Consider the following 12,947-nt stretch of genomic DNA (forward strand, 5'->3'; position numbering starts at 1 on the left):
CTCGACCACTGCCTGAACCACTGCCTGAACCACTGCCTGAACCACGGCATCAACCACCGCCCCAACCACCCGCAGCAGCACCGGGCAGCGCCGCCGGCCATTGCACCCGCACCGTGCAGCCCGCGCCCACGCCCGCCGTAGCGGTGATGGCGCCGCCATGGCGCTGCGCAATCACCCGGCACAGCGCCAGGCCTGCGCCCACGCCGTCGAACTCGGTCTCGCGGTGCAGCCGCTGGAACACGCCGAACAGCTGGCCCGCACGTGCCGGGTCGAACCCCGCACCGTTGTCCGTCACCGTGAACCCTACCTGACCCGGCGCATCCGCCGCCACGGGCTGCACGCTGATGAGCGCGGGCTGCGGGATATTGCGCGTGAACTTGAGGGCATTGCCCAGCAGTTGCCCGAGCAATTCCTGCAGCAGCTCCGGGTCGGCATTCAGCGTGGGCAGGTCGGGGGCGATGCGCCACTGCACCTCACGCCCTGCGTGTGCACTGGCAAGGGTTGCGCGCGCCTGCGCCACCGCGTCGGCCAGCGGTACCGGCTGCCAGCGCACGGGGGCCTTGCCCGCGCGCGCCAAGGCCTGCAGCGCGTCGATCATCAGGCCCATGCGGCGGGCCGACTGGTCCATGGTGGCCAGGAAGCCCAGCGCCTCCTGCACCTCGGCCCCCTGCACCACGGCGGCAGGCAGGTCGCCCAGCGTCTCGCGCACCAGCGTGCCGTACGAGGTGAAGTGCCGCAGCGGCGCGCGCAGGTCGTGCGAGACCGCGCGCAGAAAGTCCTCGTGCGCCGCGGCCATGTCGGCCACCTGCTGCTGGCTGCGGGCCAGCTCGGTGCGCAGTTGCAGCAGGGTCTGCGCGGTGTCGTTGTCGCTCATCGTTCACACCCCTTGAAGTTGGCGCGACGCCCGGGCCAGGGCCAGCCAAAGCGCCATCGGCCGCACCGGGCTACCGGGCGCATTCTTGCCCCGCACCATCAGGGCGGAGGAAGGCGCGCAGCGGCTCACAGCGCTCCTCACTTCTTCGGCCGCGCCCAGTTGGCGATGCTGACCTGCTTGCCGCGCGCCACGCTCAAAGCGCCCGGTGCCGTGCTCTTGGTGATGGTGCTGCCCCCGCCCACCGTGCCACCTGCGCCGATGGTGACGGGCGCCACCAGCACGCAGTTGCTGCCGATGTGCACGTCGGCCTCGATCACCGTGCGGTGCTTGTTCGCGCCGTCGTAATTGGCGGTGATGCTGCCGGCGCCGTAGTTCACGCGCTCGCCCACCGTGGCGTCGCCCAGATAGGCCAGGTGGTTGGCCTTGGCGCCGTCGGCCAGCGTGCTGTTCTTCACCTCGACGAAGTTGCCGATGTGCACCTCGCGGCCCAGTTGCGCACCGGGGCGCAGGCGGGCGAACGGGCCGATGAGCGCACCGGCGCCCACGCTGGCACCGGCCTTTTCGCCGTCGATGTGGGTGTAGGGGTGGATCACCGCGCCCGCGGCGATGGTGGCGTTGGCAATGCAGCAGTGCGCGCCGATGCTCACGCCGTCGCCCAGCTCCACGCGGCCGGTGAAGATGCAGTTCACGTCGATCTCCACGTCCTGGCCGCACTGCAGCTCGCCGCGCGCGCCGGTGCGGGTGTCGTCGCGCACATCCAGGCGTGCCGGGTCGGCCAGGCGCACGCCCTGCTCCATCAGGCTGCGCGCCACGCGCAGCTGGTGCGCGCGCTCCAGCTCGGCCAGTTGCAGCGGGCTGTTCACACCGGCCACCTGCAGCGCATCGGTGATGCGGTGCGCCACCACGGGCACGCCGTCGGCCACGGCCATGGCGACGATGTCGGTCAGGTAGTACTCGCCCTGGGCGTTGTCGTTGGTCAGGCGTGCCAGCCAGCCTTTGAGCTGGCGCGTGGGCACGGCCATGATGCCGCTGTAGACCTCGGTGATGGCGCGCTGGGCCTCGCTCGCATCTTTATGTTCGACGATGCCCTGCACGGCGCCCTCGGCGTCGCGCACGATGCGGCCGTAGCCGGTGGGATCGGCCAGCGTGACGGTGAGCAGCGCCAGGCGCCCGCCGCCATCCTGCGTGCTCGCATCCACCAGCGCGCGCAGCGTGCCGGCGTGCGTGAGCGGCACGTCGCCCGACAGCACCACGGCCGTGCCGTCGTCAGCCACCAGCGGCGCCGCCTGCTGCACCGCGTGGCCCGTGCCCAGCTGCGGCTCCTGCCGCGCAAATTTCACATCCAGACCACGGCTGCCACTCGCGGCCCCCGTGCAGGCGGCTTCTACTTCGGCAGCACCGTGGCCGGTGATGACCACCGCGCTGCGGGCCTGCAGGTGTGCGGCCTGGTCGAGTACGTGGTGCAGCAGCGGGCGCCCCGCCAGGCGCTGCAGCACTTTGGGGATGCGGCTTTTCATGCGCGTGCCCTTGCCGGCCGCCATGATGAGGATGTCGAGTTGCGTCATGAACGATGAGGGAGAGTGCGGGCCGCGCCACGGTGCGTGCGCAGGTCGGTACGGGATTATCGGCTGCAGCGCACACCACGCCGCATGCTATGCAAAACATAGCGCCTGGCGCTTGCCAGATGCGCGGCAAGGCCGTTTTTGATGCCTGTCGGCAGGCTACAGCAGCGGCAGCAGGCGCGGGGGCGTGTCGTAGTACTCGGCGATGCGGGCCAGCGCGCGGGTGTTGAGCAGGCGCAGCCGCCCGTCTTTGAGCTCGTGCAGGCCCAGCATCGACAGGCGCCGCAGCGTCTTGTTGGTGTGCACCAGCGACAGCCCCAGTGCATCGGCGATGTGCTGCTGGGTAAGCGGAAACGCCACGGTGCCACCCTCAGCCATGCCGATGCGGTCGAGCCGCCGGTACAGGTGCATCAGCAGCATGGCCACGCGCTCGGTGGCGTTGCGCCGCCCGGCGGTGAGCAGGTTGTCGTCCACATGGCCTTCTTCGTGCGCGGCCAGCCAGGTCATGTCGTAGCCCAGGCGCGGGTGCTCGCGGAACACCGCCCACAGGCTGTCGTTCTGGAACACGCACAGCGAGCACGCGGTCAGCGCCTCCACCCCGTGCGCCGACGCGTCGCCGAACTCCTGCTGCAGGCCCACCAGGTCGCCCGGCAGCAGAAAGTTGAGGATCTGGCGGCGCCCGTCGCTCAGCGTCTTGTAGCGAAACGCCCAGCCCGAATACAGCGTGAACAGCCGCGCGTTGCCCTGCCCTTCGCGCACCAGCGCGTCGCCGGGCTGCACCGCCATGGTGTCGCTGCGGAACCCCTCGATGAAGTCCAGCACCTGCGGCTCCACCAGCGTGAACGCGCCGGTCTTGCGCAGTCCGCAGGCTCGGCAGGCAGGAGGGCAGGCGGGGACTACAGGGGGGACAGCGCTCATGGTGCGGCGATTTTAGAAGCGGTCCTTGCGCGCGCAACACCGCAAGAGCGCAGATGTTGCGCAAGTGACGCGCCAATGCCGCGTATGTCTTTTGACATTGCGCGACCGCGCTGCCCCGGCCTACATTGGGGCATCCCTATGAACCTTTCCCCCGCACTGTACGAGGTGCTGTACGTCAGCATGCTCGCGCCCGACCAACCCCTGAGCGTCGTGGCCGAGATCGCCGCCGCCGCCCGCGTGGCCAACACCAGGATGGACATCACCGGGCTGCTCATTTTCGACGGCCAGCGCTTTTGCCAGCAGTTCGAGGGGCCCAAGAAAGCGGTGCTCAAGCTCATCGAGCGCATCCGCAACGACCCGCGCCATGTGAACGTCGAAGTCCTGCACCACGGGCTGCTCGCAGGCCGGCGGTTCCAGAACTTCAACCTGGCCTTCAGCACCGTGGAAGACGTGGACGCGCTCGCGCGCATGGAGCAGCTGGACGGCGAGGCCGCGCTGGCCGCCTTCACCGCCGTGTGCGAAGAGCTGGACTACTGAGACCACCCCTCCCCCGGCCACCCACCCACGGGCTGGCCGTCGTCCCACCGCGCCGCGCCGGGCCGGTTGCACGGCAACCCGCCCGGCGCTCGCGCAGCCACTCAGACTTGCCCCTCAGGTCTTTGGATCAGGCCTGCCCTTGCGGCCAGCGCCGCAGCACCAGCGTGGCATTCACCCCGCCAAAACCGAAGCCGTTGACCATGGCGTGCGACAGCGCCATGGGCCGCGCCGCCAGCGCCACCATGTCCAGGCCCGCTGCCTGCTCATCGGGCGTGTGCAGGTTGAGCGTGCCGGGTACCACCTGGTCGCGCAGCGCCAACACGGTAAAGATCGCCGCCACACCGCCCGCAGCGCCCAGCAGGTGGCCCGTGGCCGACTTGGTGGAGCTGACGGCGATGCCGCCCTCGGTGCCGAACACGCGGCGGATCGCAGCCAGCTCGCCCCGGTCTCCGACCATGGTGGAGGTGGCGTGGGCGTTGAGGTACTGCACCTCGCCTGCGCGCAGCCCCGCCTGCGCCAGGGCTGCCTCCATGCTGCGTGCCGCACCATCGCCGTCCTCGGGGCCCGAGGTGATGTGGTACGCGTCGGCAGACGTGCCGTAGCCCACCAGTTCGGCCAGCGGTTGCGCGCCGCGGGCCAGGGCGTGCTCCAGCGCCTCGATGACCAGCATGCCCGCGCCCTCGCCCATCACGAAGCCGTCGCGCTGCGCATCGAACGGACGCGAGGCCTCGGGCGGTGCGTCGTTGAAGCACGTGGACAACGCCTTGGCCGCAGCGAATGCGCCCAGACTCACCCGGTCGATGGCGGCCTCGCTCCCGCCGCACACCGCGATGTCGGCCTCGCCGCAGCGGATCATGCGGGCGGCATCGCCCAGCGCCTGCACGCTGGCGGCGCACGCCGTCACCGGAGCACCCAGCGGGCCCTTGAGCCCGTGGCGGATGGACACATGCCCCGCCGCCAGGTTGACCAGGAACGACGGCACGGTGAACGGCGACAGCCGCTGCGGCCCGCGCGTTTCGGTGGTGCGCACCGCATCGGCAATGGCGCCGAACCCGCCGATGCCCGATGCGATGACGGTGGCCGTGCGCGCGAGCGCGGCCGCATCGCCGCCCGCGACAGCTGCGACAGGCCAGCCGGCCTGCGCCAGCGCCTGCTGCGCTGCGCCCAGCGCAAACGGGATGAAGCGGTCCATCTTGCGCTGGTCCTTGGGCGAGACGATGGCGTCCACATCCCAGCCGCCCTCGGGGTCTTCGGCCACGCTCAGCACACGCCCGGCGACCTGTGCGGGCACGCCTTCAGCGACCCCCTCCGGCAGGCGGGTGACCCCCGAGCGCCCGGCCAAAAGGCGCTGCCAGGCCAGTTCCACGCTGCTGCCCAAGGGCGAGACCAGGCCCATGCCCGTGATGACGATGCGGCGCATCAGCGGTCGGCTCCGTGAATGCAGGCTGCTGCGCAGGTGCACAGGTGGGACGGGGTGATCTTCATGAAAACATCTCGCTGGTTGTCGGCGCGGGTTGCGCCTGCTGAGGATGGTTGTGGCGCCCACGGGTGTTCGGTGGCGTTCAGTACGTCCGGCGGCGTCTGAGTGGCATTCGAGTGGCGGTTGCGGACAGTGGGGACCGGTGCAACCCGGGGTGGCCGCCAGCGACGTTGCCCCACCCTGCCACGCCGCCGTGGGGCCGAGGCTTATGATTGGAGCCGTCATCATAAGCACAAAACAGCTTATTGCGTACGACCGCAATCATTAAAAGGTTTTCCATGAAGGTGTCCAAAGCACAGGCCGCAGAGAACCGCCAGGGCATCCTGGACGCGGCGTCGCGGCTGTACCGCGAGCGCGGCCTGACGGGCGTGGGCGTGGCCGACATCACCCGCGACGCCGGGCTGACGCACGGTGGGCTGTACCGGCATTTCGCGTCCAAGGACGCCCTGGTGCGCGAGGCCTGCGCGCGTGCGTTCGACTGGTCGATCGCGCCGCTGGACGGGCACACGCCCAACGCCAACATGGCGGACCGCATCAAAAGCTATCTCTCGCCACAGCACCGCGACGAACCCGGCAACGGTTGCCCGGCCGCTGCGCTGGCGGTGGACGCGGCCCGCGCGGGGCCCGAGTTGTCGCAGGTGTTTGCCGAAGGCATCGAGCGCAACATCCAGCGCTTCACGCAGTTGCTGGCCGACCACGCGCCGGGCGCCCCGCCCTCGGCCCAGCGTGCACGGGCCATGGAAGTGCTGGCCACCATGGTCGGCGGCCTGGCGCTGGCGCGGGCCACGGCAGCGGGGCAGCCCGCCCTGTCGCAAGAAATTTTGGTCACGCTGCAGGCGCAGCTGATCGACCTGCTGGAGACCCCGCCACGCTGACGCAAGGCGCGCACCCCGCTGCCCTGGCCTTGTCACGTCTTGTCTTGCTATCAAAAAAAGAGCTTCTGCCGCTTGCAGGACAAGCGGCAGAAGCTCTCAGGGCATTGATTTCCGGGTCAGCCCATGAAGTGCCAGTGATGGCACGGGGTCGACACCGTGGCGCGGGATCTGCAGGGCAGCCCCGGGCCGGCGTACTTCAGGCGCAGCAGGCGTCCCCGCCCACGCGCTGGTCGGCGGCTGCAGCGCTGCCGAAGGCCGCGCGGCGCCACCAGGGTGCAGCGCCTTCCGCATGCGCCGCTGCGGCCACGCGGTACTGCAGGCGCTGGGTGCCGATGGGCTCCACCACGGCATGCTGGCCGGCAGCGATCTGCAGCGTCTGGCCGGCGTGCAGGAAGACGTCGCCCGCCTCGGCGCCCGTGCCATAGGGGCCGGCATCGAGCGTGATCCAGGCGTGGCCTTCGGCAACGCGCAGGGCCAGGGCCGAGCGGGGGGTCAGGCTGACGGCACTGCCGGGCAGCACGGTAGTGGTGCCCTGGGCGGACTTTGCCGTGGCAGCGGTGGATTGGACTTGGAAGGTGTGCGAGGTGGTGTTCATGGCGTTCTCCGGGTTTACCCTTGATGGACTCTATGGTGCGGCGTGCTAGACACGGCGTCCAATGAAAAGGAATGTGTCGATTGATGCTCTTCTTGCATGTCGTTCTCAAGCCGTTGTGCGAGCGCGCGGTGCTGCTATCCGAAAGAGAGCAAAGCGCGCGATTCCGACCGCCAGCCGGCTGCCTGCGCCCAACACCTGCACGCCCGCCTGGCCCACGGCACGGCCGCCCTGGCCCAGGGCCTGCATCAGGTCGCGCAGGGGCAAGGCGACGCTGCATTCCCACTCGGCACCGGGCCGCAACAGGCGCTGGGCCTGTGCAACGGGTTGCGCCGCCCACTCGAACGCCACGGCTTCAGGCGGCGTGCCGGCGGGGCTCCAGGCTTCCATCACCACATGCTGGCCGGGCGCGACCACCAGGCGCTCGCCGGCCTGCAGCACATGGTCGGCCAGGCACATCGGCAGGTCCGGGGGCAGGTCCACCGGCAGCCCGGCCAGCGACGCGCCCCGCAGGGTGACCCAGGCGCGGCCTTGCGCGATGGCGAGCACGCCGTGCTCTCGCGGATGCAGCGACAGGGCACGGCCAGGGTTCAGTTTCCAGCAACCGGCCGCAGGTCGGCCAGCCGATGGGGCGTGGGCGGATTGTTGCGATTCCAGAACGTTGCGGGCTGACATGACGGGCTCCTTCGGGTGCGCTCAATACGCGTTGATGAGCATCAATGTTGCCGCCAGCGCCCTACCCAGTCCAATGAAAACGCGGTACGCTATTCATTCCATCGACGCATGAATCTGGAACTTCTCAGGAACCCGCCATGGCCTCAGCCGAGTACTCCCCTGCCGTCCTTCGCACCCGCGCCGTGGCCACCGGCCACTGGCGCGCGTTTCTGGCCGTGGCGCGGCACCTGAACTTCCGCGCCGCGGCGGACGAGCTGTCGCTCACCCAGTCGGCCGTGAGCCGCCAGATCCAGGCGCTGGAAGAAGAAGTGGGTGTGGCGCTGTTCCTGCGCCACACGCGCGCGGTGGAGCTGACCAGCGCGGGCGCGCAGCTGCAGCGCGCCGTGGCGCCGGCCATCGAACGCATGGACGCCGCCGTGCGCCTGGTGCGCCAGACGGCCGGCCGGCGCAGCGTGGCCATCACCACCTGGGCCAGCTTTGCATCGATGTGGCTCATCCCGCGCATGGAGGAGTTCCAGCGCGACAACCCGGGCATCGACATCCGCATCGATGCAAGCGACGTGCAGATCGACCTCGACACCTCGGACGTGGACCTGGCGTTGCGCTACGCCATGCCCGGCGGCGCCACCCAGGGCGGCACGCGCCTGTTCGGCGAGCAACTGGCGGTGGTGGCCAGCCCCTGGCTGCTGAAAAGCGGCAAACCCCTGCGCACGCCGGCCGACGTGGCGCAGTTCACCCTGATCGAGGCGGGCGACGCCCACCGCACGCATTACCTGGAATACCTGAGCTGGCGCCGCTGGTTCGACGCGCGCGATCTGGCCAAGCTGCAGCCCGAGCGCTGGCTGTACTTCAACTACGCGCACCAGATCGTGCAGGCCGCGCTGGCAGGCCAGGGCCTCGCCCTGGCCCGCATGCCGCTGATCGCAGACGCCCTGGCCTCGGGCGACCTGGTGGAGGTGCTGCCCGGCCACCGCATCGACTCGCCCCTGACCTACTGGCTCGTGGTGGGCCCGCGCAGCGCCCACCGGCCGGAGATCAAGGCGTTCTGCGCCTGGCTGGAACTGCAGGCCCAGGCCACGCGCGAGGCCATCGGCGATGTGCCCGACCCGGATCTCAATGACAATCTGGATTGAAGGTGGGCGCGCCGGATAGCGAGGCAACGACGTACCAAAGGCAGCAGGGCAAGGGCCGCGGCACTGACCAGCAAACGCTATCAAAAAAATAGCTGCCAGCGCCTATCCATCAAGCGGTAGCAGCCATTTTTATCGACACATACAACAGGCGCAACGACAAATCGCAGCGGTCACAACCGACGCGCCCGATGCCAGTGCACCCGTTGGAGCCGGCTTGTATGGTGGAGGTGTTGGGGTGGAGGGCCTGAGTACCGGCTATCGGCTTTGACCGACTGGCGAAGATAGCCCCCACCCCGCCCCTGAGCGTCGATAAGGAACTGAGCCGCACCTCAGCGCCGATCTGTAAGCAAGCTAACGCCTGTGGCGGGATTCCACCCCAACGATCGTCATTGTTCATTGGAGGAATCTCATCATGCAAGTACCCCTTTGTTTCATCGGCGTGGACGTCTCCAAGGCTGAGCTGGTCGTGGCCACCCACGGCCAGGACGCTTGCCTTGCCGTCGCTAACGAGTCCACTGCCATCGTGCAGTGGTTGCACACCCTGCCCCCTGGCGCGCTCTTGGCCATGGAGTCCACCGGCCGCTTTCACCAGCTGCTGGCCACCCTGGCCGCCGGCATGGGTTTGACGGTGTTCGTGCTCAACGCCCGCGATGTGTACTTCTACGCCAAGGGCCTGGGCGCGCGCGGCAAGACCGACCGGGTGGATGCCCGGATCATTGCCCGCTACCTGGCCGAGCACCACGAGCGGCTGCACCCGCACCGTGTCCCCAGCGCCTGTCAGGCCGAACTGGAGCAGTTGCTGGGCCAGCGCTGGACGGCGGTGACCAAGCGCACCGCGCTGCGTCAGTCGCTGCGCGGCTGCAGCACGAGCATCGCGCAGGCGGCCGCGGGGCTGGAGGACGCCTTTGGCACCTTGCTGCACACCATCGATGGGCGCATTACGCAGTTGATCAAAGAGCAAGAGCAGTTGCACCGCGCTCGCACGTTGCTGCAAAGCATCGTGGGCATCGGTCCCCAATCGAGCGCGTTGCTGGTCACCGTGCTCGATCGCGTGGCGTTTTGCAGCTGTGATGCGCTGGTGGCCTACAGCGGGCTGGATCCCCGGGCCCACGACTCTGGGCGTAGCAGGGGGCGCAGGCACTTGTCCAAGCGAGGGAATCCGGCGCTGCGCCACCAGATGTTCATGGCGGCGATGTCGGCGTGCCACACGGTCACGTTTGCGGCGACCTACCAGGCGTTGCGCGCCCGGGGGCTCAAGAGCACAGAGGCCCTGGTCGTGCTGGCGCGCAAGCTGCTGCGCATTGCCTTTGCTGTGTGGCGATCGGGCAAGCCGTTTGATGCTCATCGCATCACCCCAAGCGCTTGACTCGAACCATAGAACCTTCGCCGGGCCACCGGGTGCGTCCCCCCTCCGGGCGAAGCGGCGCAGCCGCTCAGGGGGCGACCAAAGTCACCCGTGCGAACTTGCGCTTGCCCACCTGCACCACGTAGGTGCCCGCGTCGAGCTTCAGGCCCTTGTCGCTGACCACGCTGCCATCCACGCGCACGCCGCCGCCGTCGATCAGGCGGCTGGCCTCGCTGCCCGACGGTGCCAGGTTGGCCTGCTTGAGCAGCGCACCAATGCCCAGCGGCGCGCCGGACAGGCTCACCTCCGGGATCTCATCGGGCACACCGCCCTTGCTGCGGTTGATGAAGTCCTGCTCGGCCGCCTCGGCCGCGGCCGCGCTGTGAAAGCGGGTGGTGATCTCCTTGGCGAGCATCACCTTGGCGTCCTTGGGGTTGCGCCCGCCGGCGATCTCGCCCTTGAGCGCAGCGATGTCGGCCAGGCTCTTGAACGACAGCAGCGTGTACCAGCCCCACATGAGCGTGTCGCTGATGGACAGCACCTTGGCGAACATCGTGTTGGGCTCTTCGGTGATGCCGATGTAGTTGTTCTTGGACTTGGACATCTTGTCCACGCCGTCCAGGCCCACCAGCAGCGGCATGGTGAGCACACACTGCGGCTCCTGGCCGTACTCCTGCTGCAGGTGGCGGCCCATGAGCAGGTTGAACTTCTGGTCGGTGCCGCCCAGCTCCAGGTCGCTCTTCAACGCCACCGAGTCGTAGCCCTGCATCAGCGGGTACAAGAATTCGTGCACCGAGATGGACTGCCCGGTGGTGAAGCGCTTGTGAAAATCGTCGCGCTCCATCATGCGGGCCACGGTGTACTTGGCGGCCAGCTGGATCATGCCGCTGGCGCCCAGGGGCTCGCTCCATTCGCTGTTGTAGCGGATCTCGGTGCGCGCCGGGTCCAGCACCAGGCTGGCCTGGCGGTAGTAGGTCTCGGCGTTGGCCTTGATCTGATCCTTGGTGAGCGGCGGGCGCGTGCTGTTGCGGCCCGAAGGATCGCCGATCAGGCTGGTGAAATCGCCGATCAGAAAGATCACCTGGTGGCCCAAATCTTGCAACTGGCGCATCTTGTTGAGCACCACGGTGTGGCCGATGTGGATGTCGGGCGCGGTGGGGTCCAGCCCCAGCTTGACACGCAGGGGCTGGCCCGACGCTTCGGAGCGCGCGAGCTTTTGGACCCACTCGTCCTGGGGCAGCAGCTCGTCGACGCCGCGCAGCGAAATTTCGAGCGCCTTTCCTACACCATCGGACACCGGGCTTGTTGTAACAGCAGATTGATTCATAAGGGTTTTTTGGGATGTCTAGACAGCGTGCGCCGCTATACTTGCGCCCACCTTGCCAAGGCCGGATTCTAGTGGGCCCGGTGTTACGACGCCTTCAGCCCGCAGCCGATACCTTGCACCTGACAGCTTGTGCCTTCAGCCTTGCCCCGCTAGCGCGCGCAGCGGGGGAGTGTCATGGAGCCACGTTCACCCTGGGGATAGACCTTTGATTCATGGCTTGACCACCGCCAGCACGGCTCTGCTTGACCGGCTGTCCCACACGATCCAGAAACACCCCAAGCGCATCACCGCCGCCATTGCAGCCATCTTGCTGACAGGCGGCGGCGGCGCATTCGCCGTGGCGTCCTTCGCGCCCGACCCGGCCGAGATGCCGGTGCGCATGGTGACGCTGCCCGTCGAATCGCTGGCCGAGAACATGGTGCTGGGCGAGCTCGATGCCCCCGGCTTCTCGCTGTACCGCTCCGAGCAGGTGCGCAGCAGCGACACACCCGAATCGCTGCTGCAGCGCATGGGCGTGGCCGATCCGGCCGCTGCCGCCTTCATGCGCGGTGACACGCCCGTCAGACAGAACATGCTCGGCCGTACCGGCCGCGTCGTGTCGGCCGAAACCACCGACGACCACCGCCTGGTGCGCCTGACGGCCCGCTGGGTGCCGGACGATAGCGGCAACTTCCGCCGCCTGATCGTGCAGCGCACGGGCGACAACAAATTCACCTCGCGCGTCGAGACCGCCAAGATGACGGCCAGCAGCCGCCTGTCGGGCGGCGTCATCAACAGCTCGCTGTTCGCCGCCACCGATGCGTCCAACATCCCCGACGGCGTGGCCGTGCAGATGGCCGAGCTGTTCTCGGGCAACATCGACTTTCGCCGCTCGCTGCGCAAGGGCGACCGGTTCTCCGTGGTGTACGAAACTCTGGAGGCCGACGGCGAGCCCCTGTCCAGCGGCCGCGTGCTGAGCGCCGAGTTCGTCAACAACGGCAAGACCCACCAGGCCATCTGGTTCCAGGAGCCGGGCAGCAAGGGCTCGTACTACACCCTGGACGGCGAGAGCATGCGCCGCGCCTACCTGACCTCGCCCGTCGAGTTCTCGCGCGTGACCAGCGGCTTCAAGATGCGCCTGCACCCCATCCTGAAGACCTGGCGCGCCCACCTGGGCACCGACTTCGCAGCCCCCACCGGCACCGCCGTGCGCACCGTGGGCGACGGCGTGATCGAGTTCGCTGGCGTGCAGAACGGTTTTGGCAATGTGGTCTTCGTCAAGCACCGCAACCAGCACGTCACCGTGTACGCCCACCTGAGCCGCATCGACGTGCGCCAGGGCCAGTCGGTCGAACAGGGCCAGACCCTGGGCGCCGTGGGCTCCACCGGTTGGGCCACAGGACCGCACCTGCACTTCGAGTTCCGCGTGAACGGCGTGCACCAGGACCCGCAGACCATTGTGGCCGCCAGCGACGCTGCCGCCCCCATCTCGGCCGCATCGCGCCCTGTCTTCCAGCGCCTGGCGTCCAACATGCGCATTCAGCTGAATGCCGCAGCGCTGATCGAGCAAGCCAGCGCTGAATGAAGCCCCCCCTGAGTCGCTGCGCGCCTTCCCCCCATGGGGGGACGCCGCCAGCGCGGCGGGGCGGC

General features: G+C 68.7%; 12 protein-coding genes. 5 read left to right on the forward strand and 7 right to left on the reverse strand.

The annotated features are described in order from the left end of the window. Positions 1 to 49: 49 nt before the first annotated feature. From ACSQ3N_RS22495 to ACSQ3N_RS22505, 3 genes are all read right to left on the reverse strand, one after another. Positions 50 to 874: a sensor histidine kinase gene (locus tag ACSQ3N_RS22495; RefSeq protein ID WP_056162869.1), complete on the reverse strand. Its 825-nt coding sequence runs from the start codon at positions 872 to 874 to the stop codon at positions 50 to 52. A 137-nt stretch (positions 875 to 1,011) separates the two neighbouring features. Further along, positions 1,012 to 2,439: a bifunctional UDP-N-acetylglucosamine diphosphorylase/glucosamine-1-phosphate N-acetyltransferase GlmU gene (gene glmU, locus ACSQ3N_RS22500; protein WP_056162867.1), complete on the reverse strand. Its 1,428-nt coding sequence runs from the start codon at positions 2,437 to 2,439 to the stop codon at positions 1,012 to 1,014. 156 nt (positions 2,440 to 2,595) lie between these two features. Continuing rightward, on the reverse strand, positions 2,596 to 3,354 hold the full coding sequence (locus ACSQ3N_RS22505; RefSeq protein WP_056162864.1) for a Crp/Fnr family transcriptional regulator: 759 nt from the start codon (positions 3,352 to 3,354) through the stop codon (positions 2,596 to 2,598). Positions 3,355 to 3,492: 138 nt separating this feature from the next. On the opposite strand from ACSQ3N_RS22505, the gene ACSQ3N_RS22510 reads away from it, so the two are divergent. Continuing rightward, positions 3,493 to 3,891 (forward strand): BLUF domain-containing protein, encoded by a 399-nt coding sequence (locus ACSQ3N_RS22510; RefSeq protein WP_056162862.1) that lies wholly within the window; start codon positions 3,493 to 3,495, stop codon positions 3,889 to 3,891. Positions 3,892 to 4,018: 127 nt separating this feature from the next. Here the strand turns inward: ACSQ3N_RS22510 and fabF are convergent, their stop codons facing one another. Then, complete coding sequence (fabF, locus tag ACSQ3N_RS22515) at positions 4,019 to 5,311, reverse strand: beta-ketoacyl-ACP synthase II (protein WP_056162859.1); 1,293 nt, start codon at positions 5,309 to 5,311, stop codon at positions 4,019 to 4,021. Between the two features lie 338 nt (positions 5,312 to 5,649). Here fabF and ACSQ3N_RS22520 point away from each other — a divergent pair, with 338 nt between their 5' ends. After that, positions 5,650 to 6,246, forward strand: a complete 597-nt coding sequence (locus ACSQ3N_RS22520; protein ID WP_436147514.1) for a TetR/AcrR family transcriptional regulator — start codon at positions 5,650 to 5,652, stop codon at positions 6,244 to 6,246. A gap of 196 nt (positions 6,247 to 6,442) precedes the next feature. Here ACSQ3N_RS22520 and ACSQ3N_RS22525 read toward each other — a convergent pair whose 3' ends face one another. Both ACSQ3N_RS22525 and ACSQ3N_RS22530 read right to left on the reverse strand, forming a co-directional pair. Further along, positions 6,443 to 6,841, reverse strand: coding sequence for a DUF2917 domain-containing protein (locus ACSQ3N_RS22525; protein ID WP_056162853.1), 399 nt, complete (start codon positions 6,839 to 6,841; stop codon positions 6,443 to 6,445). Between the two features lie 105 nt (positions 6,842 to 6,946). Next, the gene (locus ACSQ3N_RS22530; protein ID WP_056162850.1) at positions 6,947 to 7,513 is read right to left on the reverse strand and encodes a DUF2917 domain-containing protein; all 567 of its coding nucleotides are present in this window, start codon (positions 7,511 to 7,513) and stop codon (positions 6,947 to 6,949) included. 137 nt (positions 7,514 to 7,650) lie between these two features. Here ACSQ3N_RS22530 and ACSQ3N_RS22535 point away from each other — a divergent pair, with 137 nt between their 5' ends. Continuing rightward, positions 7,651 to 8,646 (forward strand): LysR substrate-binding domain-containing protein, encoded by a 996-nt coding sequence (locus ACSQ3N_RS22535; protein WP_056162848.1) that lies wholly within the window; start codon positions 7,651 to 7,653, stop codon positions 8,644 to 8,646. Between the two features lie 412 nt (positions 8,647 to 9,058). Further along, positions 9,059 to 10,012, forward strand: coding sequence for an IS110 family transposase (locus ACSQ3N_RS22540; protein ID WP_436147515.1), 954 nt, complete (start codon positions 9,059 to 9,061; stop codon positions 10,010 to 10,012). 67 nt (positions 10,013 to 10,079) lie between these two features. On the opposite strand, the gene tyrS is transcribed toward ACSQ3N_RS22540, so the two are convergent. Then, complete coding sequence (gene tyrS / locus ACSQ3N_RS22545; RefSeq protein WP_436147516.1) at positions 10,080 to 11,318, reverse strand: tyrosine--tRNA ligase; 1,239 nt, start codon at positions 11,316 to 11,318, stop codon at positions 10,080 to 10,082. A 205-nt stretch (positions 11,319 to 11,523) separates the two neighbouring features. Here tyrS and ACSQ3N_RS22550 point away from each other — a divergent pair, with 205 nt between their 5' ends. Then, the gene (locus tag ACSQ3N_RS22550; protein WP_056162840.1) at positions 11,524 to 12,882 is read left to right on the forward strand and encodes a M23 family metallopeptidase; all 1,359 of its coding nucleotides are present in this window, start codon (positions 11,524 to 11,526) and stop codon (positions 12,880 to 12,882) included. The last annotated feature ends 65 nt before the right edge of the window (positions 12,883 to 12,947 follow it).

This window comes from Acidovorax sp. LjRoot194, assembly GCF_964253015.1.
GTDB lineage: Bacteria > Pseudomonadota > Gammaproteobacteria > Burkholderiales > Burkholderiaceae_C > Acidovorax.